This is a genomic window from Pseudomonas sp. MHK4, from assembly GCF_054600775.1.
The window spans coordinates 63,837-87,096 of the sequence record NZ_BAAIAK010000013.1 but is presented as its reverse complement, the minus strand read 5'-3'; the positions used below and the strand labels follow the sequence as shown (position 1 = coordinate 87,096).

Below are 23,260 nucleotides of genomic sequence, written 5' to 3'. Positions count from 1 at the left end.
AAGGCCGGTGTCGATGGGATGACAGACGGTTTTCTTGATCGGTTGGACCAGTTGATTCAGGTCACTCGTTGTAGATTGAATAAAATATTGCCATTAAAAAGGCTTGTTTTCTATTTTTTTGCGAATAATCTTGTAATTCCAACAACAAAACGACGGCGGCGCTGACAAATGACTCTACGAATCGCAATCAATGGTTTTGGCCGCATTGGTCGTAACGTCCTTCGAGCACTCTATACCCAAGGCTATCGCCAGGATTTGCAGATCGTCGCCATCAACGACTTGGGAGACAGCGCTATCAATGCGCATTTGCTCAAGTACGACACGGTTCACGGCACGTTCGAAGCCGATGTCCAGCATGACCAGGAGAGTCTGACCGTCAACGGCGACCGTATTTCGGTCAGCGCCATTCGCAATCCGGCCGACCTGCCCTGGGCTGCGGAAAAGATCGATGTGGTGTTCGAATGCACCGGTCTGTTCACCGACCGCGCCAAAGCCGCCGCGCATATTACGGCCGGCGCGCGCAAAGTGATCATCTCGGCGCCGGCCTCAGGCGCCGACGCCACCGTGGTGTACGGGGTCAACCACGACATCCTGCGCCAGTCGCACCAGATCATTTCCAACGCCTCGTGCACCACCAACTGCCTGGCCCCGGTGGCCCAGGTGCTGCACCGCGAACTGGGCATCGAAAGCGGCCTGATGACCACCATCCATGCCTACACCAACGATCAGAACCTCACCGACGTCTACCACAGCGACCCGTACCGCGCCCGCTCGGCCACCCAGAACATGATCCCGAGCAAGACCGGTGCTGCCGAAGCGGTCGGCCTGGTGCTGCCGGAACTGGCGGGCAAACTGACGGGCATGGCGGTGCGCGTGCCGGTGATCAACGTTTCCCTGGTCGACCTGACGGTGCAGCTGAAAAAGGAAGCCAGTGCAGAAGAGGTCAACGCACTGCTCAAGCAAGCCAGCCAGCACTCGAAAATCCTCGGCTACAACACCTTGCCGCTGGTCTCCAGCGACTTCAACCACAACCCGCTGTCGTCGATCTTCGACGCCAACCACACCAAGTCCAGCGGCAAGCTGCTCAAGGTGCTGGCCTGGTACGACAACGAATGGGGCTTCTCCAACCGCATGCTCGATAACTGCCTGGCGCTGTGCCACGCAGAGTAAGCGAAGCTTACTTGTAGGAGCTGCGATGCGGCGATCCGACTTGCCAGCGAAGGCATCCTCAAGATCGCCATCGCGAGCATGCCAGACGCCACCCGTTGTTTATGGAACAACCCATGATCGGTATCAGCTTTACGCAAAAGACCATCGCGGCGCGCAAACGCATCGCCCTGGTCGCCCACGACCACTGCAAGGTGTTCTTGCTGGACTGGGCAGAGCGCCAGAAAGATCGACTGGCCCAACACGAACTGGTCGCCACCGGCACCACCGGGTTGTTGTTGCAACAACGCCTGGACCTGCCCGTGGAGAGCATGATCAGCGGCCCGCTGGGCGGTGACCAACAGCTCGGCGCGCGCATCGCCGAGCAGCGGGTCGACATGCTGGTGTTCTTCTGGGACCCGTTCGAACCACAGCCCCACGACCCCGATATCAAGGCTTTACTGCGGGTCGCGGCGGTCTGGAACATCCCTGTTGCGTGCAACGAATGCAGCGCCGACTACCTGCTCAGCAGCCCGCTGATGGAGCAGGCGCACGCCCATCGGATTCCCGATTACGCGACGTATTTGCAGGGTCGTGCGTAAACCTTCACAAATCAGGACTTGACCACTCGAGTGGATGATAAGCATTATCATTCGCTCGAAATGGATCAGGTCCTCCCGTGAGTCAATCGCGCTTCAACGACGTCTTCATCACCCAGCGAGTCTCCCTGCTGCGCACGCTGGAGCGGATGGTCAACAATCACAGCACCGCCGAAGACCTCTTGCAGGAGACCTACCTGCGCGTGACCCGAGCGCTTGGCGAGCGGGCCATCGATCACCTGGAACCCTTCGTTTTCCAGACCGCCCGCAACCTGGCGCTGGACCATTTGCGCGCGCGGCGCATCCACTCGCGCACCATGGTCGATGACGTGCCACTGGACGTGGTGGAAAGCGTCGCCGCCCCCGCCAGCAGTGCCGAGGATGCCGCCCATGCCGAACAACTGCTCGAGCGTCTGAACGTGCGCCTCAGTCAACTCAGCGCCCGCCAGCAACAGATCTTCATCCTCAGCCGCCTCCACGGCCACAGCTATCTGGAGATCGCCGAGAAACTCGGCGTCTCGCTCAGTACCGTGCAGAAGGAGCTGAAACTGATCATGACGATCTGCATCGGTGTCGCCGACCGGTTGAACGACCACTGAATCGCCCGTGGCTCGACGACCCTGGTCATCAGGGCTACCCTTGGCCCTCTTTTGAGCTTCACTAAAAAAACAGCCGTGCACAGACACTGCCGAGGAAACACCGTGACGGACACCCACCGCGCCCCTTCGCCTGCCCCGGCGCCGGCCACAGCCGAGGCGATGGACCAGGCCCTGGACTGGCTGATCGTGCTGGACAGCCCGAGCGAAGAACAGACCCGCCAGTTCCACCAATGGCTCGCCGCCGACCCGGCGCACGCCGAGGCATTCGCCAGGGCCCAGGCGATCTGGAACGGTGCGCCAGTCACGCAATGCGCGCAAAGCCTGGCAGCGCAGCCCACGAAAGTCAGTGTGCTGTCGCGCTTGCGTCCGCACTGGAAACCCCTGGCCACGGCCGCCGTGCTGATCCTCGGTTTGTTCAGTTTCAGCAATCTGCCCCTGCGCCTGCAGGCCGATCACCTGACCGTGGTCGGTGAGCGCCAGCGCCTGCAACTGGAGGACGGCTCGCAAGTGCTGCTCAACACCAACTCGGCGTTTTCCAGCACCATCAACGATCAGAAGCGCGTGGCCCGCCTGTATCAGGGCGAGGCGTTTTTCGACGTGCAGCCCCATCGCGGCCTGCCGCTGGAAATCGACGCCGGGCGGGTCACGGCGAGTGTCCGCGATACCGCGTTTGCCGTGCGTTACCTGGACGGTGTGACCCAGGTTCGGGTGCAGCGCGGTGATGTCGACTTGCGCGCCAGCGGCGACAACGCCCTGGTACGCCTGACCGCCGGGGAAAGCATCCGCATCGGCCCCAACGGTTTCGACCGCACGGCCAAACTGGATGCGGCCACCGACCTGGCCTGGGTCCAGGGCCGCCTGGTGTTTGAAAACTGCCCGCTGAGCCAGGTGCTGGCGGAGCTGCGTCGCTACTATCCGGGCTGGATCATCAACAACAACGAGCAATTGGCTGATGTCGCGGTGACCGGAAATTACCGTCTCGACCAGCCGCTGGACGTGGTCCGTTCCCTGGCACACATCACCTCGGCGCAGCTCAAGGAATACCCGGCGCTGGTCATCCTGAACTGAATGAGAATTATTTTTACTCGATAGCCGAAGCTCGTACGTCTCGTTATAGCCAATGCAATTGATTCGCATCCTTGATGCCAATCAGCACCTATAAAGATTCGTGCGACACGGAGCGCTATCGATGTCCTCTCGCCTTACCCGCCCAGCTTCTTCACCTTCCCGCGTTCTGTCGCTGCTGACCGCCGCCATTTTGATGGCCGGTACTGCGCCGGTCATGGCCGCCACTGCCGTCGAGCAGCCGGCGCGCAAAATGGGCGATTACGCGTTCACCATTGCGCCGCAGTCGCTGGTCTCGGCGCTCAATGCCTTTACCGCCGTGACGGGCTGGCAAGTGGGCTTTTCCGCCGAACTGGCGCAAGGCATGAATTCACCGGGCGTGCGCGGCTCGCTGCCGCCGGAGAAAGCCCTGGATCGCCTGTTGGTGGGGACCAACCTGAGCTATCGCATCCTGAGCACCAACAACATCATCCTGGAACCGCGCAGTAATACCGGCACGCTCAACCTGCAGCAGGTGACCATCAGCGCCACGCGTCAGGAGCAGGACGTGAGCAGCGTGCCCAGCACCGTCACCGTCCACACCCGCGAAGAACTCGACCGCAACAACGTCAACAGCATCAAGGATCTGGTGCGCTACGAACCGGGCGTTTCGGTAGGCGGCACTGGTACCCGCGCGGGGCTTTCCGGGTACAACATCCGCGGCATCGACGGCGACCGTGTGTTGACCCAGGTCGACGGTGTGCAAGTACCCGACGGCTTTTTCAACGGTCCGTATGCCCAGACAAACCGCAACTATGTCGACCCGGAAATCGTCAAGCGCGTGGAAATCCTGCGCGGCCCGGCTTCGGTGCTGTACGGCAGCAATGCCATTGGAGGCGCAGTCAGCTACTACACACTGGACCCGGACGACATCATCAAGCCAGGCCAGGACGTTGGTGCACGCCTGAAGACCGGCTACAGCTCGGCCGATGATAGCTGGCTCACCTCAGGCACCGTGGCCGGGCGCACCGGTGACTTCGACGGTCTGTTGCACCTCAGCCAGCGCAACGGCCATGAAACCGAGTCCTACGGCGAGACCGGTGGAACCGGCCTTGACCGCACCGAAGCCAATCCTGAGGACGTGCGCACCACCAACGTGCTGGCCAAGCTGGGCTGGAACTACGCCGACGATGCGCGCTTCGGCTTGACTTACGAGCACTACAAGGACGATCGCGACACCAATCAGCTGAGCGCCGTGGGGGGTCCCTTCAACGCGGGGCGCGGCTTCGGCTTCTACCAATCGCGCACCGGCAACGACACCATCACCCGCGAGCGCTTTGGTTTGGATCACAGCTTCGCCCTGGACAGCCTGCTGGCTGACAACATCAAGTGGACGTTGAATTACCAGATTGCCAAGACTGACCAGAGCACCGAAGAAATCTACGCGCCGTCGCGCACCGTGCTGCGTAACCGCGATACCACCTACAAGGACCGCCAATGGGTATTCGATGCCCAGGCTGACAAGGCGTTTGCCATTGCCGACACGGACCATGTCGTCACTTACGGCACCACCATCAAGCAGGACAAAGTCACCGGCCTGCGTACCGGTAGCGGCACCTGCCTGACCGTGGCCGGTACTTGCCGTGTCGTCGGCGCTGCCAGCCCTGCCGACACCTTGACCCCGGCCAGCGACTTCCCGGATCCGACCATCAACACCTACAGCCTGTTCGCCCAGGACCAGATCGCCTGGAACAACTGGACCTTCGTGCCCGGCCTGCGCTACGACTACACCCAGCTCAAGCCGCACCTGACCGATGAGTTCCTGGTGACGGCCGACCAGAGCGGTAACGGCGAGGTCAACGAGGACACCAAGACCTGGCATCGCCTGTCGCCGAAATTCGGCACCACTTACCGCTTCGACGACAACTACACCTGGTATGGCCAATACGCCGAAGGCTTCCGCACACCGAGTGCCAAGGCCCTGTATGGCCGCTTCGAAAACCTCGCGGGTGGCTATCAGGTCGCGCCCAACCCCGACCTCGAACCGGAAAAGAGCAAAAGCTATGAAACCGGCCTGCGCGGGCAGTTCGACGCCGGCACCTTCGATGTCGCGGTGTTCTACAACAAATACCGAGACTTCATCGACGAGAACGCCATTACCCCCGGCTACACCGAGACCACTTTCCAGAGCAACAACATCAAGCATGCCACCATCAAGGGCCTTGAGCTCAAGGGCCGCTTGAACCTGGATACCTTCGGCGCACCCGGTGGCCTCTACACCCAGGGATCCGTGGCCTACCTGTACGGTCGCAACGATGACAGCGGCGAACCGCTCAACAGCGTCAACCCGCTGACCGGCGTATTCGGCCTGGGTTATGACCAGGACCAATACGGCGCATTGCTGAGCTGGACCCTGGTCAAGCGCAAGACCCGGGTCGACAGCACCAGCTTCAACACCCCGGACGGCACCAGCACCCAGTTCAAGACACCGGGTTACGGCGTGCTCGACCTGGCCGGTTTCTACAAGGTGACCGACGATCTGACCGTCAACGCCGGCCTGTACAACCTGACCGACAAGAAATACTGGCAGTGGGATGACGTACGCGGCTATGACAGCGTCGGCGAAGCCTCGGTAACGCAGCCAGCCAATCTTGATCGCCTGACTCAGCCTGGACGAAACTTCGCGATCAACCTGGTCTGGGATATCTGAACCTGTGCTCACCGGGCGGCGCTGTAACAGCCGCCCAGTGAGGATTTTTTACTGTCATGAACCCGCTCATTCGTCTCGTTACCAAGCGCCTCTTCTTTTCCAAGGATTTGCCATGACCACCCAGGACACCGCCCAACGCCCTACCCTGCGTTCGCAACGCTTGAACCAGGTCACCAACGAACCCCACAGCAAGCTCGATGCACTGGTCAAAGCCCACGCACCTTTTGAAACCCAAGCCAGCTTCGCCCGTTTCGTGGTGGCGCAATACCTGTTCCAGTCGGAACTGGTGGCGCTGTACAACGATGCCCAACTGACTGCCATCGTCCCGGACCTGCCGGCCCGTTGCCGTGCCGACGCGGCCAAGGCCGACCTGGCCGACCTCGACACCGAAGTGCCGGCGCCGGTGGCCGGTGCGCTGCACAACCCGAGCAAGGCCCAGGCCCTGGGCTGGCTCTTCGTTTCCGAAGGTTCGAAGCTGGGCGCGGCGTTTCTGATCAAGCGCGCCGTGGGCCTTGGCCTGAGCGAAACCTTCGGCGCCCGCCACCTTGGCGAACCTGAAGGTGGCCGCGCGCAAGGCTGGAAAAGCTTCATCAAGACCCTCGATGAACTGGAACTTCGCGCAGAGGAAGAAGCCGAGTTGGACAAAGGCGCCATCGACGCCTTCAACCGCTTCACGGTATTGCTGGAACAGGCTTACGCCAGCACCCCGGAAACCGCCTGACCCCCCACCGCCCTTTGTAGGAGCGAGCTTGCTCGCGAAGGTGGCACATTCAACATCAATGTGCCTGACACACCTTCGCGAGCAGGCTCGCTCCTACAGGGGACCGAGTACGCCCGCAAGATCGCCATCTTCTTTTGAGCCCATGCCTGCCTCCTCCAAACTCGCCCGCCTCCTTTTCGGCCTGCTGGCCTACGTCAGCCTCGGCATCGGCCTGGTCGCCATCGTCATACCCGGCCTGCCGACCACCGAATTCATCCTGCTGGCCGCCTGGGCTGCCACCCGAAGCTCGCCGCGCCTGAGTGCCTGGCTGGAAAACCATCGGCTGTTCGGCCCCATTCTCATTAACTGGCGCAACGGCAAAATCATTGCGCGCCGGGCCAAGGTCAGCGCCACCGTCAGCATGCTGCTGTGCGCCACGTTGATGCTGGTAATGCTCGATCACGGCTGGCCGATCTACCTGGCGATTGTCGGCATGGGCCTGGGCAACCTGTGGATCTGGTCGCGACCGGAATCACTGGGGTAACGCCGATAAACTTCCCCGTTTTTCATCCCGTTTTCGGCACATTCCCCCGCGCAAACGTTCAAACATAACCGTTCGTCGGCAGCCCCCTCATGCAATCTGTGCCCCACGCCGATGTGCTGGAATGGCGCTAAATGGATTTGGCGAGTCGAGCCGCAATGGCTCACAGCCGACCCCTCATCCATTCGCGAGTTCGCCCCATGTTCGACTCACTGTCCATCCGCCTGAAAATCGTCCTGCTGTCCGGTCTGTGCCTGCTTGGCGTGGTCGCATCCATCGTGGGCATGAACCTCTACCAGACCAATCAGAACGATGAACTGGTCAGCGCCTCCAGCAGCAAAATGCTCACCGATAGTGTGCAGGACCTGCTCCAGGCCAAGGCCGCCGAGCAGGCGGTGCGGGTGCAGAAGACGTTCGGTGAAACCCTGACGGTGGTGACCGCCCTGGCGGACCAGATCAAGGACCTGCGCACCATGGCCGCCAAGCGTTCGCTGGACGCCGGCTCCCTGCGCGAGGAGCTCAACGCGAGCCTGAAAACCGCCTTCGAGCGCAACAGCAAAGTGCTGGGTATCTGGCTGGCGTTCGAGCCCAATGGCCTGGATGGCAAGGACAGCGAATTCGTCGATGACGCCGCCCGCCAGTCCAACGAAACCGGTCGATTCGCCTCCTACTGGAGCCGTAGCGCAGGGACCGCGCTCAACACGATCATGGTCGAAGAAGACATGACCAAGACCACCCTGAACCTCAGCGGCACTCCCTACAACGTCTGGTACACCTGCCCCCGGGACAGCAAGCGCACCTGCCTGCTGGACCCGTACGCTGACACCGTGGCGGACAAGGAAGTGCTGATGACCACCATTTCCCTGCCGCTGCTGGTGGATGGCAAGGTCATCGGCGTAGTCGGCATCGACATCGCCCTCGACACCCTGCAAGCCGCGTCCGTCGATTCCCAGCGCGCGCTGTTCAACAATGCGGGGCACATGCTGATCGTCTCCGGCAGCGGCGTGCTCGCCGCCTACAGTGTCGACGCCGGCAAAGTCGGCAAAAGCATCGGCGACACCCTGGGCGCAGACGGTAAAGACATCCAGCAATCGCTGGGCAACGGTGCGCCGAAGATTCTTCAACAGGGCGACCTGATCCGCGCGGTGTACCCGGTCAGCCCGATTGCCGACGCCAAGCCCTGGGGCGTGGTGATCGACTTGCCCAGGCAAGTGCTGCTGGCCGATTCGGTGAAGCTGCAAGCGGTGCTCGACGATGCCCGGCAAAGCGGCACGCTCATGGCGCTACTGGTCGCCGTCGTTGCCGGCCTGCTCGGCCTGCTGCTGATGTGGCTGACCGCTTCGGGCGTAACCCGGCCGATCAACAGCGTGGCCGTGATGCTCAAGGCGATTGCCAGTGGCGACGGCGACCTGACCCAGCGCCTGCACTACAGCAAGCGCGACGAGCTGGGCGAACTGGTCAGCTGGTTCAACCGCTTCCTCGACAAGCTGCAGCCGACCATTGCGCAGATCAAGCAGAGCATTACCGATGCCCGCGGCACCGCCGACCAGTCTTCGGAAATCGCCCGCCAGACCAGCGAAGGCATGCAGGTGCAATTTCGCGAGATCGACCAGGTCGCCACCGCATCCAATGAAATGAGCGCCACCGCCCACGACGTCGCCAACAGCGCATCGAACGCCGCCAGTGCGGCCAAGGGCGCCGATCAGTCGGCCCGCGATGGCATGCAGATCATCGAGCGCAGCACCCGCGACATCAATCAACTGGCCGACGAAGTCAGCAAGGCCGTGACGGAAGTCGAGGCATTGGCAGTCAACAGCGAGCAGATCGGCTCGGTATTGGAGGTGATCCGCAGCATCGCCGAACAGACCAACCTGCTGGCGCTGAACGCGGCGATCGAAGCCGCCCGTGCCGGCGAAAGCGGTCGCGGCTTTGCGGTGGTCGCCGACGAAGTGCGCAACCTGGCCAAGCGCACCCAGGACTCGGTGGAAGAAATTCGCCTGGTGATCGAGCGCATCCAGAGCGGCACCCGCGGCGTGGTCGCCACCATGCACTCGAGCCAGACCCAGGCCCACAGCAATGCCGGACAGATCCAGCAAGCGGTCCAGGCCTTGGGCAAAATCAGCGACGCGGTCACAGTGATCAGCGACATGAACCTGCAGATCGCCAGCGCCGCCGAACAGCAAAGCGCCGTGGCCGAAGAGGTCAACCGCAACGTTTCGGCGATCCGTACCGTCACCGAAACCCTGACCGGACAAGCCACCGAATCGGCGCAGATCAGCAGCCAGCTCAATGCCCTGACCACCCAGCAGATGAAACTGATGGACCAGTTCAGGGTGTGATTTCCCCCGCGGGTTTTCATCAGGCCTGACAGTTTTTTGATTTATGCTCGGGCTCTCGTTCCGGAGGGCCCTTCGATGACTGATCTACTCACGTCCATTCAAGCCGAACTCGGCTTGCCGCTCACCCCCATTGCGTTCACCTCCAGCGGCGCCCTGCCCTCGGCGTTTGCCGTCACCGACCTGGCGTGCGCCAGCATCGCCGCCGCCGGCCAGGCTGTCAGCGAATTGCTGCATCAGCAAACAGGACGCTTGCCCGGGCTGGAAGTCGACCGGCGCCTGGCCTCCTTCTGGTTTTCCAGTTCGATCCGCCCGCTGGGCTGGAAGGTCCCGCCGTTGTGGGACCCGATCGCTGGCGACTACGCAGCGAAGGATGGCTGGATTCGTCTGCACACCAATGCGCCCCATCACCGCGCCGCCGCTGAAGCCGTGCTGGGCGCTTGCGTCGACCGCAAGGCGATGGCAGGTAAAGTGGCGCAATGGGCCAAGAGCGATCTGGAGCAGGCCGTGGTCGATGCCGGTGGCTGTGCCGCTGAAATGCGCAGCTGGGAGCAGTGGCAGGCCCATCCACAGGGGCTCGCGGTCAACGCCGAACCGCTGATTCAGTTCACCGCCGGCGGCAACCCGCAGAGCACGGCCTGGCAAGGTTCGGTGGCGCAACCCTTGGCCGGGATCAAGGTGCTGGACTTGACCCGCGTACTCGCAGGCCCCGTGGCCAGCCGCTTCCTCGCGGGCCTTGGCGCCAATGTACTGCGCATCGACCCACCCACCTGGAACGAGCCGGGTGTGGTGCCGGAGATGACGCTGGGCAAGCGTTGCGCACGCCTGGATCTGCACGACAAAACCGATCGCGATGTATTCGAAAGCCTGCTCAAGGACGCCGACATCGTGCTCCACGGTTACCGCGCCGACGCCCTGGAGCGCCTGGGTTATGGTGCCGCTGAACGGCACCGACGGATCCCTGGCCTGATCGACATTTGCCTCAACGCCTACGGCTGGAGCGGCCCGTGGCAAAACCGTCGCGGCTTCGACAGCCTGGTGCAGATGAGCAGCGGCATCGCGCAAGCAGGCATGCACAGCCAGCAGACGGACAAACCGACGCCATTGCCCTTGCAGGCGCTCGATCATGCCACCGGATACCTGATGGCGGCCAGTGCGATCCGCTTGTTGGCAGGACGCTTGGACAACGGCCAGGGTGGTTCGGCGCGGCTCTCATTGGCGCGTACGGCGAAGCTGTTGATCGAACAGGGTCCCGGCAGCGCCGAGCCGCTTCGGGCCGAGAATGAACAGGATCAAGGCATGCTGGTCGAGCAAACTCCATGGGGCCCGGCCCATCGCCTGCACGTGCCGTTGAAGATCACCGGGACGCCCGTGCAGTGGACGATTGCGGCGTCTGAACTGGGCTCACATCGCGCGCAGTGGTAACCCCATGAAATTCGACCTCGCCTATTGCCTCGGTCTCGACGAAAAACTGTCGATCTATGACGTGCGCGATCTGAACTTCGACGAGACGATGGCTTTCGATTCCGCGAAGGAACATTTCCAGTGCCCCAACGATGCCTGTCGCCTGGCGTTTGAAGTGGCGGACGGGTTGGGCACGTTCAACGCCAAGAACCTCAACTACGTGCGCACGCCGCACTTCAAGAACCTGCCGAGTACGCGACATGTCGCGGGTTGTCCTTATGTGAGCCTCAAGACCCCGGCTTCGATCAGTGAGGAAACGGATGACAGTCGCGAGGAACATTTCCCGTCGGAATTGTTGCTGAGTCGGCGTGAGTATGTGCGCAAGCCGTCACACCCGACTGTGGCTGCCGATCTACAAAGGAATGCGCCGGCAGCAGATATGACGGCCAACAACGTCGAGCAGCCCGGCCGCGAGTCGGCGCCAGACAAGACCAGTGTCTTCGCCCATCCGGTGGAATGCTTCGTGTCCAACTTCGAGGACAAGGCGCTGCTCAAGCGCATGCCGCTGAAGATTGGCCAGCACACCGCGCCCTATGCCTCGTTTTTCAAGAAGATCGAGTACCTGCAAGACAACCCAGGGCTGATTTACTGGGGCAGGATCAAGCAGATCAAGGACTACACCCAGAGCTTTCGCATCGACTTCGAGAAGAAGGTCTGGTTCGAGAAGAAGCCCTACTCGGTCAACGTTTACCTGAACAAGAAGCTGATCGACAGCTACCGCAAACGCAAGGCGTTCCTGGAGGAAATCAAGCACGCCATCGAGAGCGGGAAGCCATTGTATTGCTTCTTTTATGGCGTCCAGCCTGCGTTGCAGCAGGTACCCAGCAAGAAAAACCCCGAGCGGACGTTCGATGTATTCAGCGCCAACATCGAGAATCTGGATCACTTTATAGTGCGCGAGGCACCGGGGCTGGATGAGTGATCCAGGCCACAACGGCAGTGACCTTCCGTCTGGCCATGGGGTACGAAACGGCAAAAATCGAAAAATGCATTTGATCCGGCTCAAAAACAACTGTACAAAAACACAGTTAATTTAAAACCAGTACTCTCGAGCCCGGAGAACTCCCATGGCCTCTCAAGCGATGAAAATCACCCTGGAACGTATCGCCCTCTTCCAATTCACCCCGGCCCACTGCGCCCAGGCCCGAGCAATGCTGGGCTGGAGCGTGGAAGTCTTGTCCCGCGAAGCCGGGGTTTCGGTGCAGGCCATCGAGCGCTTCGAGGCGCGCCAGGAGGTGCTGGATGTCACTCGCCTGGCATTGGCCTATCGGCTTGAAGCGCAGGGGCTGGTGTTCTTCCCGGGGTTTGCGCCGGGTAGAGGGATGAACGTGAAAGGCTCTACGCCGAATCCGGTGGCGCGGGCGGATTTTGCGATGGTTGAATGAGGTCGCAGCTCCGGCACTGGAGCCACGACCTGACTTGCACCGATCAGAACCTACGGCCTGAATAAAGGTATTGGCCGCGCATGGGAGGCTTGTTCATAGCCATAGGCCATTGCCAGTAGATTGGCTTCGCTCCAGCGTGCACCGAAGAAAAATGCCGACGTGGGCAGCCCGTCTTCATCCGCTCCGGTAGGCACCATGATGCTGGGATAGCCTGCCAGTGGAACGACGTTCATGCCCGGTGAGCCGACGTCCATGACCACGGCATCCAGTTGGTGCCGCGCCAGGACGTCATCGATGGCAGCCGCGTTTTCAGGCTGGATGGTCTGCCACAGTTGCTCGTAGGTAAGCGGGTCAAACACCACATCGTTGGCCGCAATCAATACGCTTTGCCCATAGCCTTCGACACCGGGAGTCTGTTGATTGAAACGGACAAGGTCTTCCAGATTCCGGATGGCCAGGCCGGTCCGTTTCGCGAGGTATTCAGGCAGGTGTCGTTTGATCCCCATGGACAGGGCCTCGTCCACCTGCGCTGACTGCGGGTCTATGAGCTCAATGGGTATCAACGTTGCGCCGGCGGCCTGCATGACTTCCAGCGCCCGGGAAAACTGCGGATCGATCTGCGCCGCCTCACCGCTCATATCGAACTTGAGTGGATAACCGAGGCGCCGCCCCACCAGCGAACCAGGTCTCAACAATGCCGTGTAGTCCACGTCATCACGCGCTCGGGGTTTGCTGACCGGATCGGTGGCATCATTGCCCGTCATGGCATTGAGCAGCAAGGCCGCGTCGCGAACGGTGCCAGCCATCGGCCCGGGGGTGTCGAGTTTGTATGTCACCGGAACAATGCCACTGCGACTTAACAACCCCACGGTGGGCTTGAGCCCCACCACCCCATTGAGCGATGCCGGGCAGATAATGGAGCCCGCTGTTTCCGTCCCTACGCTCAAGGGTGCAAAACCTGCGGCCACTGCCGCAGCGGAACCTGAACTCGAACCGCAGGGCGTCTGGCTTAACAGATGCGGATTCCTGGTTTGCCCGCCTCGGCCGCTCCAACCGTTGGGGACCGCGGGGTCGCGGAAGTTTGCCCACTCGCTGAGGTTGGTCTTGCCCAGGATGATCGCGCCGGCGGCTCTTAGCCGTTGCACGATAAAGGCATCCCTGGCGGCGGGTTGCCCGATCATGGCCAATGACCCGGCGCTGGTCTGCATCTGGTCAGACGTATCGATGTTGTCTTTCAACAACAGCGGAATACCGTGCAAGGGGCCGCGAACATGCCCGAGTTCGCGCTCCCGATCCAGAGACCTGGCAATCGCCAGCGCATCAGGGTTTAGCTCGATGATCGCATTGATCGTGGGTCCGTTTTTATCGAGCCTGTCGATGCGTTGCTGCAGGTGTTGCACCAGCGCCTCGGCACTCAGTTGGCCGCGCGCCATTTCTCTACTGATTTCATCGACACTCAAGTACTCCAATGGTTGTGCGTTGGCGTAGCTTGCGATCGAAAGCAGAACAACCTGGGCCAGCCGCGTCATGCAGCCTTTCATCCTTACATCCATGTGAATGACATCCTTGTGGTAGCGAGTGAAAGAGCTCACTCGCTTCCTAGCCTACAGACGCGGCCGGAAATGTCCGTCATCACTTGCCCACGGATCACATGGGAAAAATCGCCTCGTCCTGTAGTTGCTTCACACCAGGCTTTGCTGATCCTGGTAGACCTGCTGTTCGACTTCGTACCACCACGCCGTTCCGCGCTGCGCCGCCAGCACATTGAACGCCTCGCCCATCCGTGGCGTGGTGATCGAGACATTGCGCTCCCAGGCCAGGGCCAGGATGCGATCGAACGGTTCGTACCAGGCATGCATCGACAAATCGAAGGTACCGTTGTGAATCGGCAGCAGCCAGCGCCCCTTGAGGTCGAGGTGGGCTTGCAGGGTTTGCTCAGGTTGCATGTGTACATGGGGCCAGTCGACGTTGTAGGCGCCGGTTTCCATGAGCGTCAGGTCGAAAGGGCCGTATTGTTCGCCGATGCGTTTGAAGCCGTCGAAGTAGCCGGTGTCGCCACTGAAGAAGATCCGCGTAGCGCCATCGATCATCACCCACGAGGCCCAGAGGGTGCTGTTGCCATCGAACAGGCCGCGACCGGAAAAGTGCTGCGAGGGAGTGGCGACGAACTGGATGCCCTCGACCTCGGTACCCTGCCACCAGTCCAGTTGGCGGATTTTGCTCGCGTCGATCCCCCACTTGATCAGGGTGTCGCCCACGCCCAGCGGGGTAAGGAAGTACTTGGCCTTGTCGGCAATCTTGAGCACCGCGTGATAATCCAGGTGATCGTAGTGATCGTGAGACAGGATCACCGCTTCAATCGGCGGCAATTGCTCGAGGCTGATCGGCGGCTGGTGAAAACGCTTGGGGCCGGCCCATTGCACAGGGGAAGCGCGTTCGGCGAAGACCGGGTCGGTGATCCAGAATTTGCCCCGCAGCTTGAGCAGTACCGTGGAATGGCCGAGGCGATAGACGCTGTGGTTGGGTGCTGCCAGCAACGCCGCCTGCGTCAGTGGTTGCACCGGCACAGGCGCCGTCGGACGGGTGTTGCGCGGCTTGTGGATCATCGCGTTCCAGAGGATGCGCAGGGTTTTGCCAAGGCTCAGGTGCTGTATCGGCCGATGGTTCTGAAACTTTCCTTGTGCCTGTCGGGAAGCTTCAGGCTGGGAGGCGCTGTTCGCCGCGGAGATTGTTTTGGCCATGGGGCAATGACTCCAGAAAAACCGCAGGCTTCACGATTTTCCGTTTTGGGACGATAAATGGCCAAGGCATGCACGCATCAGCCGAACACTCTATTTTTACCGGGCAGGATTAACAAAACATTACACTGCACAGTGTAGTTTCTAGGTTGCATCAAGGCCGATCACAAGTAAACTACCGAGTGTAATTTTACTTTTTTTACTGCCGAAGCGTATTTATGACAGCTCCACAGCGCCTCACCGACCGTAAACGCGAAGCCATCATCCAGGCGGCGATTGTCGAATTCCGTGCCAATGGATTCGATATCACCAGCATGGACAGGATTGCCGCCAGCGCCGGTGTGTCCAAGCGCACGGTGTACAACCACTTCCCCAGCAAGGAAGAGTTGTTCGCCGAAATCCTCAATCAATTGTGGGTCCGGGTCACGGCGGAACCGGAAGCACCCTACCGCCCCAACCTGCCCCTGCGTGACCAGATGCGTCATATGCTGACGGTGAAGCTTTCGGTATTGAGCGATGAAAATCTGCTCGATCTGGCGCGGGTGGCCATCGCCGCCACCATTCATTCTCCCGAGCGCGCGCAAAGCATGGTGACCCGAATGGGTGAGCGCGAAGAAAACCTGACCATCTGGATTCGCGCCGCCCAGGCCGACGGACGCCTGAAAGCGGTGGACCCGGAATTCGCCGCGCAACAGCTCCATGGCATGCTCAAATCCTTTGCCTTCTGGCCGCAGATTTCCCTGGGGTTGCCGGCTTTGTCGGCCGAGATGCAGGGCACCGTGGTGGAGTCGGCGCTGGACATGTTCCTGGCGTGCTACCAGGTGCAATAAATGACAATCTCGACGGCGGCGTCGAAGAATTGCTCGCTCTGATCTGTACGGCGGAATGTGTTTCAGAATGAAACTCGCACCGGGGCTATAGTGAGTCTCAGTCCCAGCGCCCCGCAGAGAGCATCATGAATTCCACCCGCAACGAAACCACCGCCCCCGTCGATCACCTGCGTTTCCATCGCCGTCATGCCCATCTGGCGCCAACCTTCGGCAATGACAAATTCGCCCTGCGCGCCGAAGCCTTTGCGCGGTTCTTCGGTACACCGACTTTTCTGGGTGCGCAAACGCTGATTGTGGTGGTCTGGGTGTGCCTGAACCTGTTCGGTGTCACCCACTTCGATGCCTACCCGTTCATCCTGCTCAACCTGGCTTTCAGCCTGCAATCGGCCTATGCCGCCCCACTGATCCTGTTGGCCCAGACCCGTCAGGCCGCGCGGGACAAGGCGCAATCCGATGCAGATGCACAGCACCGCGAAGCGCTGGCGATCGCCAACAGTGAACGCCAGGCAGAAGCGGCGAAGAACACCGCGCAACTGATGGCGCTGCTTGAGCAGAACACCCGCCTCACGGAAATGACCAAAGCCCTCACCGAGCGCATCGAAAACCTGACCACGGAAATGCATCAGCACTTCGTGCACAAGGACGAACCGAAGGCCTGAACGGCCTAGCAACTTCAGCGACCGTCCCAACTCCCCTGCAGGAGCAAGCTTGCTCGCGATGGAGGTCAACGATGACGCGGGAAACCTGACACCCCGCGGTGCTCTCAGGTTTTTCGCGAGCAAGCTCGCTCCTGCAAGGCCTCCACTCACACCAGACTGCGCACCGCTGAAATCTCCGGCACTTCCCGCCTGTTCATGTACACCCGCAACGGTTCGGTAATGTTGATCCGCACGTCGACGTTCTGGTCCAGCAACAACTGGATCAACTCGCGCTTGAGCGTCATGGTCTGTTCTGGGCCGGGCACCCAGACGAATTCGCTGGTGGGAATAATGCCGTCGTCAGCCACGTCCATGCCAAAGGAGTCCTCACTGAAACGCACGATGTAGTGCCCGGTCTTGCGATTGAGGCCGACGAAGCCCTGGAGTTGGTCGGCAGCCTGGCAGATGAGCTGGGAAGTAGTGCGCATGGAAACCTCACAAGAAGTGATCGATGGTTTACACGCATGGCCAGCGAATGGTTTTCCCTCTGCCGGGGAAGTTGCCAGGGCCAAGAATAATGCAGACAGGAGCACAAAAACGCTGACCGACATCAGCTTTAAACAGGTTTAGGTCGGTCTCGCGATAGCGCTGGCAACGCTCAGTTGTTAAAAGAGACCTCTTTGAAACCCCTCGCGAAAGGATCTCGACCATGCCGGCCACCTTCACCCAAAGCGCCCTGCTCCTGAGTTTGCTGCTCGGCCTCGGCCAGGCCCAGGCTGCCAGCGAGCCCGGCCCAGCCGCGCTGGCCACCCGCGTGGGCATCCCCCACCCGGCGGTAATCGCCCACCGTGGCGCGTCGTTCGATGCACCGGAATCCACCGCCGCCGCCTACAAATTGGCCCGCGACCTCGGCGCCGATTACCTGGAGCTGGACCTGCAGCGCAGCAAGGATGGCGTGCTGTTCGCCCTGCACGACAATAACCTGCAACGCACCACCGATGTCGCCAGCAAGTTCCCCGAGCGCAAGGACAGCCCGGCCAATGCCTTCACCATGGCCGAGCTGAAAACCCTGGACGCCGGCAGCTGGTTCAACGCGGCTTATCCGGATCGCGCGCGCCCTTCCTTTATCGGTCTGAAAATTCTCACCCTCGATGAAATTATCGACATCGCCCATGGCAATCCGCTGCACAAGCCTGGCCTGTACATCGAAACCAAGGAGCCCAAGCAGTTTCCCGGGATCGAACACGACCTCAAGGAAAAACTCCAGGATCGCGGCTGGCTGAGTTCCGCGGGGTCGAAACTGGCCAAAAGCGAACTGGCCGTTGGCCAGGGCAAAGGCAAGGTGGTGCTGCAAACTTTTGAAAAAAGCAGCCTCGAATTGCTGCACAAGGAAATGCCGCAGGTGCCCAAGGTTCTGTTGCTGTGGGTCGGCGAAGGCAGCATCGAGCCCAAATCGACAGTGACCTTCGCTCAATCCGGCGACGAGGACAAAGCCGCTTACTACGCCAAACAGCAACCCAAGGACAAAGCCGAGTTCCAGCGCTGGGTCGACTACGCCAAGGCCCAGGGTGCGATCGGCACCGGCCCGTCCGCCGCGCTGACCCGGGGTGGCGATCAGAGCTACGCCGACCTGGTGCAACCGTGGATGAACCAGTACACCCACGATCAGGGGCTGCTGGTGCACGTCTACACCATCGATGAGGCGGTGGATTACCAGAAGGTCATGGAGGCCGGGGTCGATGGCATTTTCACCAACCGCGCCAGCGAACTGCTGAAGCTCTACAAGCGCCCGGCGCCTGCGAGCGTGGCGCAGGTGCTGAGCAATAATGGCTATTGATCATTCGATTCAAGGGAATTTAAGCGTGAATTAAGTTGCCACAGTTAATCTGATCCCACTTAAACAGTTCACCCAAGGAAAGAACCCCATGAAAACCCTGACTGCTCTGTTCACCGCTGCCGCCCTGACCCTCACCGCCGGCCTGGCCCAGGCCAAAGACGTGCCCGTCGACCAGATCCCGCAGTTGGTCAAGGATGGCAAGATCAAGCCGCTGGAAGAGCTGAACCAGATCGTGCTGAAGTTGCACCCCGGTGCGACGATTACCGACAGCGACCTGGACAAACACTCCGACATCTACGAGTACGAAGTCGAGTTGCGCGACGCCAAGAATGTTGAATGGGACGTGGACCTGAATGCCGCCACCGGCGAAGTCCTGAAGAACAAGCAAGACGACTGATACACCCGGCAAATAGCCGCACGATGTTGCCCATCGTGCGGCTTTTTTGCGTCTGAGCGACCGATCAAGCCGAGGTCACAAAACCGTCATCCGGCCTTGCGATGATGCGGCTCACGTGAACCTGTAAAACACGCGACAGGCGCCCCCCCATGCGAGCCCTCATGAACCACAGCATCGATCACAGTCATCGCGATCCGGACCTGTTCGGCCTGCTTTACGGTTTCAGTTTTCGCCCCGGTGAGCGCGGCCAGGAAATCGATTCGGCCAGGGCCTTGCGGTACCTGCAAAACCCGCAGGATGCCGAGCAATTTCTCTGGCTGCACCTGAACCTCGCCCATGCCGCGTGCGAGCGCTGGATGAAGAGCCATCTGGAACTGCCCGACGAGTTTTTCGAAGCCCTGCATGAAGGTTCACGGTCGACGCGCATCGAGCATGTCGACTCGGCGTTGCTGGCAGTGGTCAACGACGTGGTGTTCAACCTCAGCAGCATGACCTCCTCCGATGTCTCGACCCTGTGGGTCTGCGCCCGTAGTCGAATGATCATCAGCGCCCGCCTGCAACCGCTGCATTCGGTGGACAAGTTGCGCTCGTCGGTCAAGGCTGGCGAATGCTTCCGCTCGCCGCTGGAGTTGCTGGTGCATCTGCTGCGCGATCAAGGCGAAGTGCTGACCCAGATCGTGCGCAAGACCAGCCTGAGCGTGGATCAGATCGAAGACGAACTGCTGTCCTCGCGCCTGTCGACCAACCGCGCGGAACTGGGGGCCAACCGCCGGGTGCTGGTGCGCCTGCAACGCCTGCTGGCGCTTGAGCCGGGGTCGTTGCTGCGCCTGCTCAATCGCCCGCCACCCTGGCTGCAGAAGGAGGACGTCAAGGAGCTGCGCAAGTCCACCGAGGAGTTTGCGCTGATCATCAACGACCTCACGGCGTTGGGGGAACGGATCAAGCTGCTGCAGGAGGAAATCGCCGCCAACCTCAACGAACAGAGCAACCGTACCCTGTTCACCCTGACGGTGGTGACGGTGCTGGCCCTGCCGATCAACATCATTGCCGGTTTCTTCGGCATGAACGTGGGCGGGGTGCCGCTTTCCCAGGACCCCGAAGGGTTCTGGATTTTGGTGGCGCTGGTCGCGACCTTTACCCTGATTGCGGGGCGTTGGGCCTTTCGCAAGCGCCAGGATTTGTAGGCGCAAACACCCAAACCCTGACCCAAAGCAGTCTCCCTGTAACAATTAGCAACGAATATCAGCGACACTCCTTCCCTCCTCAGGAATGTCCGGCATGGCTACCCCCTCCTTTACCGCCGCCCCGGCGCCCGCCAGCAGCGCCAAACCGCAGTTCGATAAAAAACCCGGCGTGCTCACCCTCGTGGTGTTTTTTGCCGTGCTGGGCATCGGGCTGTTGTTCACTGCCTACAGCCTGATGCATGACATGAACGAACTCGGCACGGTGGTGACCACCTGGACGCCGTTCATCCTGCTGGGTGTGGCCTTGCTGATTGCCCTGGGCTTCGAGTTCGTCAACGGTTTCCATGACACCGCCAACGCCGTCGCCACGGTGATCTATACGCACTCGCTGCCACCGAATTTCGCCGTGGTCTGGTCCGGATTCTTCAACTTCCTCGGGGTGCTGCTGTCCAGTGGCGCGGTGGCGTTCGGCATCATCGCGCTGTTGCCGGTCGAGCTGATCCTGCAAGTCGGTTCATCCGCCGGTTTCGCCATGATCTTCGCCCTGCTGATCGCCGCGATCCTGTGGAACCTCGGCACCTGGTGGCTGGGTTTGCCGGCCTCGTCGTCGCACACCCTGATCGGCTCGATCATCGGTGTCGGCGTGGCCAATGCGCTGATGCACGGGCGTGATGGCACCAGCGGCGTGGACTGGGCGCAGGCGACCAAGGTCGGCTACGCCCTGCTGCTCTCGCCGCTGGTCGGTTTCGGCTGCGCCGCGCTGTTGCTGTTGGCCCTGCGGGCGTTCGTCAAAAATCGTGCGCTGTACAAGGAGCCCAAGGGCAACACCCCGCCGCCATGGTGGATCCGTGGCATGTTGATCCTGACCTGCACCGGCGTGTCCTTCGCCCACGGCTCCAATGACGGTCAGAAAGGCATGGGGCTGATCATGCTGATCCTGGTCGGGACCCTGCCGATGGCCTATGCACTGAACCGCACCATGCCCGCGGACCAGGCATTGCAGTTTGCCGCCGTGGCCGAAGTGACCCAACAGGCGCTGGTCAAGAGTGCGCCGCTGCCGGCACCGGCCGACCCGCGGCCGATCCTGTCCGATTACGTGCGCAGCAAGGAAGTCACGCCGCAACTGATCCCCGCCCTCGCGGCACTGGCCGGCAACATCGGTAACGAGGTGAAGGGATATGGTTCGCTGTCCAAAGTCCCGGCCGAAGCCATGGGCAACGTGCGCAACGACATGTACCTGACCAGCGAAACCATTCGCCTGATGGACAAGAACAAGGTCGGTAACTTCGACGCCGACACCACCGGAAAACTGCAGCTGTTCAAGCAGCAGATCGACAACGCCACGCGCTTCATTCCGTTGTGGGTGAAGATCGCCGTAGCGATTGCGCTGGGCCTGGGCACCATGGTCGGCTGGAAGCGCATCGTGGTGACCGTGGGCGAGAAAATCGGCAAGACCCACCTGACCTACGCCCAAGGCGCCTCGGCGGAAACCGTGGCGATGCTGACCATCGGTGCCGCCGACATGTTCGGCTTGCCGGTCTCGACCACCCACGTGTTGTCGTCAGGAGTGGCCGGGACCATGGTCGCCAACGGCGGTGGCTTGCAGATGAAGACCATCCGCAACCTGCTGATGGCCTGGGTGCTGACCTTGCCGGCGGCGATAGTGCTGTCGGGCAGTTTGTACTGGCTGTTCACCCAGATTTTCTGATACAGCCCTTGTTACGCGTTTGACGTGGTGCGAATGACCAACCGCTCGCGCACCACGTCATACACCCAGTGGTAAACGTAGGTATACGGCAGGAAAAACAGCAGCACGCCGATATCCAGCAGGAACGCTTGCCACAGGCTGACCTTCAGCCACCACGCAATCAACGGTACGCCGAGGGCGACCAGTCCGCCTTCGAACAACAGCGCGTGCACTACGCGGACCCAGGCGTTGTGCGCAATGGCAAAACGTTTGAGCACGCGATCGAACAGACCGTTGAAGACCACGTTCCACGCCAGGGCCAGGATGGCAATGACCACCGTAACAGCGCCCATTTCCAGCATCGGTTTGTCCATGATCCAGGCCAGCAACGGCGTACAGATCAGGATGGCCAGCAGTTCGAAACCAATGGCCTGGAAAATACGTTCGGTAATGGATTTATTAACGCTCATGGCCGGACTCCTTGAGTGACTTTGGTTGTCATCATCCAATTTCCTACCGATACTTCATAACCAATAACCATCGATCAAGGCGATAGTTCATGGCTTCCCAGGAAGTGTTGCAGGCGTTCGTCCAGGCGGCGACCCAAGGCTCGTTTTCCGCGGCGGCGCGCAAGCTGGGCCGCAGTCAATCAACCATCAGCGCCGCCGTGGCCAGCCTGGAAATCGACCTGAACCTGACGCTGTTCGACCGCAGCAGCCGCAAGCCCAGCCTGACCCCCGCCGGGCACGTCATGTTGCAACGGGCCGAAGAGATCCTGGCCGCTACCAGCCGCCTGGAGATGACCGCCAGCCAATTGTCCCAGGGCGTTGAGCCGAAGCTGACCGTGGCGCTGTCCGACACTTACCAGTCCGATCGCTTCGAAGTGGCACTCAGTGCATTCGAGCAGCGTTTTCCAGACCTTGAACTCGAATGCCTGATTGCCGAATGCGAGGACCTGGTGGCCCTGGTGCAAAGCGGTCGGGCCCACGTCGCCTTCGCCGAAATGCAGGACAGCTACCCACCGGACCTGGTCAGCTCGACCGTGGACGAACGCACGGAGTTCGCCCTGTTCGTGTCCCGCCAGCATCCACTGGCCACGCAGAAAGATATTGACCAGGACACGCTGCAACAGCATCGCGAGCTGCGCCTGGCGACCATCGTCAATCCCTACGAAAGCCGCGCCAAGGGACGGGTCTGGTCGGCACCGAGCTACTTGATGCTGCTGGAAATGGCCCAGGGTGGATTCGGTTGGGCGCCATTGCCACGCTGGCTGGTAGGACGTTTTGGCGCGGGTGCGTTGCAGGAATTGGAGGTGCGCGGCTGGCCGAAAACGGTCTCGGTGGATGCCTTGTGGTCGCGCTTGCATCCGCCTGGGCCTGCGGGCAGCTGGTTGCTGGGCAAGATGCTGGAATAGTGGCGCGGCTA

22 protein-coding genes and 1 pseudogene are annotated in these 23,260 nt (G+C 61.0%); 19 read left to right on the top strand and 4 right to left on the bottom strand.

Features of this window, described 5'->3' with window-relative positions; translation table 11 throughout:
* Positions 1–168 precede the first annotated feature (168 nt).
* The 12 genes and pseudogenes from gap to ACYP2Q_RS25985 all read left to right on the top strand — a co-directional run bounded on the left by gap (position 169) and on the right by ACYP2Q_RS25985 (position 12,524).
* On the top strand, positions 169–1,170 hold the full coding sequence (gene gap, locus ACYP2Q_RS26040) for a type I glyceraldehyde-3-phosphate dehydrogenase (RefSeq protein ID WP_459733102.1): 1,002 nt from the start codon (positions 169–171) through the stop codon (positions 1,168–1,170).
* A 113-nt stretch (positions 1,171–1,283) separates the two neighbouring features.
* Entirely contained in the window at positions 1,284–1,748 is a 465-nt protein-coding gene (locus tag ACYP2Q_RS26035) for a methylglyoxal synthase (protein ID WP_459733101.1), read from the top strand.
* Positions 1,749–1,825: 77 nt separating this feature from the next.
* The gene (locus tag ACYP2Q_RS26030; RefSeq protein WP_459733100.1) at positions 1,826–2,344 is read left to right on the top strand and encodes an RNA polymerase sigma factor; all 519 of its coding nucleotides are present in this window, start codon (positions 1,826–1,828) and stop codon (positions 2,342–2,344) included.
* A gap of 102 nt (positions 2,345–2,446) precedes the next feature.
* Positions 2,447–3,412: a FecR family protein gene (locus ACYP2Q_RS26025; protein ID WP_459733099.1), complete on the top strand. Its 966-nt coding sequence runs from the start codon at positions 2,447–2,449 to the stop codon at positions 3,410–3,412.
* Positions 3,413–3,533: 121 nt separating this feature from the next.
* Positions 3,534–6,098, top strand: coding sequence for a TonB-dependent receptor (locus ACYP2Q_RS26020; protein ID WP_459733098.1), 2,565 nt, complete (start codon positions 3,534–3,536; stop codon positions 6,096–6,098).
* 112 nt (positions 6,099–6,210) lie between these two features.
* Positions 6,211–6,819 carry a biliverdin-producing heme oxygenase gene (locus ACYP2Q_RS26015; RefSeq protein WP_459733097.1) on the top strand — a complete coding sequence of 203 codons (609 nt, stop codon included), beginning with the start codon at positions 6,211–6,213 and terminating at the stop codon, positions 6,817–6,819.
* 142 nt (positions 6,820–6,961) lie between these two features.
* Positions 6,962–7,342: a YbaN family protein gene (locus tag ACYP2Q_RS26010; RefSeq protein ID WP_459733096.1), complete on the top strand. Its 381-nt coding sequence runs from the start codon at positions 6,962–6,964 to the stop codon at positions 7,340–7,342.
* A gap of 131 nt (positions 7,343–7,473) precedes the next feature.
* Positions 7,474–8,820, top strand: a pseudogene (locus ACYP2Q_RS26005) (methyl-accepting chemotaxis protein); the annotation flags it as partial.
* Positions 8,821–8,922: 102 nt separating this feature from the next.
* Positions 8,923–9,678 carry a methyl-accepting chemotaxis protein gene (locus ACYP2Q_RS26000; RefSeq protein WP_408601063.1) on the top strand — a complete coding sequence of 252 codons (756 nt, stop codon included), beginning with the start codon at positions 8,923–8,925 and terminating at the stop codon, positions 9,676–9,678.
* A gap of 75 nt (positions 9,679–9,753) precedes the next feature.
* On the top strand, positions 9,754–11,100 hold the full coding sequence (locus ACYP2Q_RS25995; RefSeq protein ID WP_459733095.1) for a CoA transferase: 1,347 nt from the start codon (positions 9,754–9,756) through the stop codon (positions 11,098–11,100).
* A 4-nt stretch (positions 11,101–11,104) separates the two neighbouring features.
* Positions 11,105–12,061, top strand: a complete 957-nt coding sequence (locus ACYP2Q_RS25990) for a hypothetical protein (protein WP_459733094.1) — start codon at positions 11,105–11,107, stop codon at positions 12,059–12,061.
* 145 nt (positions 12,062–12,206) lie between these two features.
* Positions 12,207–12,524: a helix-turn-helix domain-containing protein gene (locus ACYP2Q_RS25985; RefSeq protein ID WP_459733093.1), complete on the top strand. Its 318-nt coding sequence runs from the start codon at positions 12,207–12,209 to the stop codon at positions 12,522–12,524.
* A 50-nt stretch (positions 12,525–12,574) separates the two neighbouring features.
* Here ACYP2Q_RS25985 and ACYP2Q_RS25980 read toward each other — a convergent pair whose 3' ends face one another.
* Positions 12,575–14,053 (bottom strand): amidase family protein, encoded by a 1,479-nt coding sequence (locus ACYP2Q_RS25980; RefSeq protein ID WP_459733092.1) that lies wholly within the window; start codon positions 14,051–14,053, stop codon positions 12,575–12,577.
* Positions 14,054–14,206: 153 nt separating this feature from the next.
* Positions 14,207–15,265: an MBL fold metallo-hydrolase gene (locus tag ACYP2Q_RS25975; RefSeq protein WP_459733091.1), complete on the bottom strand. Its 1,059-nt coding sequence runs from the start codon at positions 15,263–15,265 to the stop codon at positions 14,207–14,209.
* A gap of 215 nt (positions 15,266–15,480) precedes the next feature.
* Here ACYP2Q_RS25975 and ACYP2Q_RS25970 point away from each other — a divergent pair, with 215 nt between their 5' ends.
* Both ACYP2Q_RS25970 and ACYP2Q_RS25965 read left to right on the top strand, forming a co-directional pair.
* Positions 15,481–16,092 carry a TetR/AcrR family transcriptional regulator gene (locus ACYP2Q_RS25970; RefSeq protein ID WP_459733090.1) on the top strand — a complete coding sequence of 204 codons (612 nt, stop codon included), beginning with the start codon at positions 15,481–15,483 and terminating at the stop codon, positions 16,090–16,092.
* 125 nt (positions 16,093–16,217) lie between these two features.
* A complete protein-coding gene (locus ACYP2Q_RS25965; protein WP_459733089.1) occupies positions 16,218–16,751 on the top strand; it encodes a DUF1003 domain-containing protein in 534 nt (177 codons plus the stop codon).
* Between the two features lie 146 nt (positions 16,752–16,897).
* On the opposite strand, the gene ACYP2Q_RS25960 is transcribed toward ACYP2Q_RS25965, so the two are convergent.
* A complete protein-coding gene (locus ACYP2Q_RS25960; protein ID WP_459733088.1) occupies positions 16,898–17,218 on the bottom strand; it encodes a DUF2025 family protein in 321 nt (106 codons plus the stop codon).
* Positions 17,219–17,439: 221 nt separating this feature from the next.
* On the opposite strand from ACYP2Q_RS25960, the gene ACYP2Q_RS25955 reads away from it, so the two are divergent.
* The 4 genes from ACYP2Q_RS25955 to ACYP2Q_RS25940 all read left to right on the top strand — a co-directional run bounded on the left by ACYP2Q_RS25955 (position 17,440) and on the right by ACYP2Q_RS25940 (position 21,856).
* Positions 17,440–18,567: a glycerophosphodiester phosphodiesterase gene (locus tag ACYP2Q_RS25955; protein ID WP_459733087.1), complete on the top strand. Its 1,128-nt coding sequence runs from the start codon at positions 17,440–17,442 to the stop codon at positions 18,565–18,567.
* Between the two features lie 88 nt (positions 18,568–18,655).
* Positions 18,656–18,964 carry a PepSY domain-containing protein gene (locus ACYP2Q_RS25950; RefSeq protein WP_459733086.1) on the top strand — a complete coding sequence of 103 codons (309 nt, stop codon included), beginning with the start codon at positions 18,656–18,658 and terminating at the stop codon, positions 18,962–18,964.
* A 161-nt stretch (positions 18,965–19,125) separates the two neighbouring features.
* Positions 19,126–20,148 carry a transporter gene (locus ACYP2Q_RS25945; RefSeq protein WP_459733158.1) on the top strand — a complete coding sequence of 341 codons (1,023 nt, stop codon included), beginning with the start codon at positions 19,126–19,128 and terminating at the stop codon, positions 20,146–20,148.
* A 94-nt stretch (positions 20,149–20,242) separates the two neighbouring features.
* Positions 20,243–21,856, top strand: coding sequence for an inorganic phosphate transporter (locus tag ACYP2Q_RS25940; RefSeq protein ID WP_459733085.1), 1,614 nt, complete (start codon positions 20,243–20,245; stop codon positions 21,854–21,856).
* Between the two features lie 11 nt (positions 21,857–21,867).
* Here ACYP2Q_RS25940 and ACYP2Q_RS25935 read toward each other — a convergent pair whose 3' ends face one another.
* Positions 21,868–22,305: a multidrug/biocide efflux PACE transporter gene (locus ACYP2Q_RS25935; protein WP_459733084.1), complete on the bottom strand. Its 438-nt coding sequence runs from the start codon at positions 22,303–22,305 to the stop codon at positions 21,868–21,870.
* An 89-nt stretch (positions 22,306–22,394) separates the two neighbouring features.
* Here ACYP2Q_RS25935 and ACYP2Q_RS25930 point away from each other — a divergent pair, with 89 nt between their 5' ends.
* On the top strand, positions 22,395–23,249 hold the full coding sequence (locus ACYP2Q_RS25930; protein WP_459733083.1) for a LysR family transcriptional regulator: 855 nt from the start codon (positions 22,395–22,397) through the stop codon (positions 23,247–23,249).
* Positions 23,250–23,260: the final 11 nt, after the last annotated feature.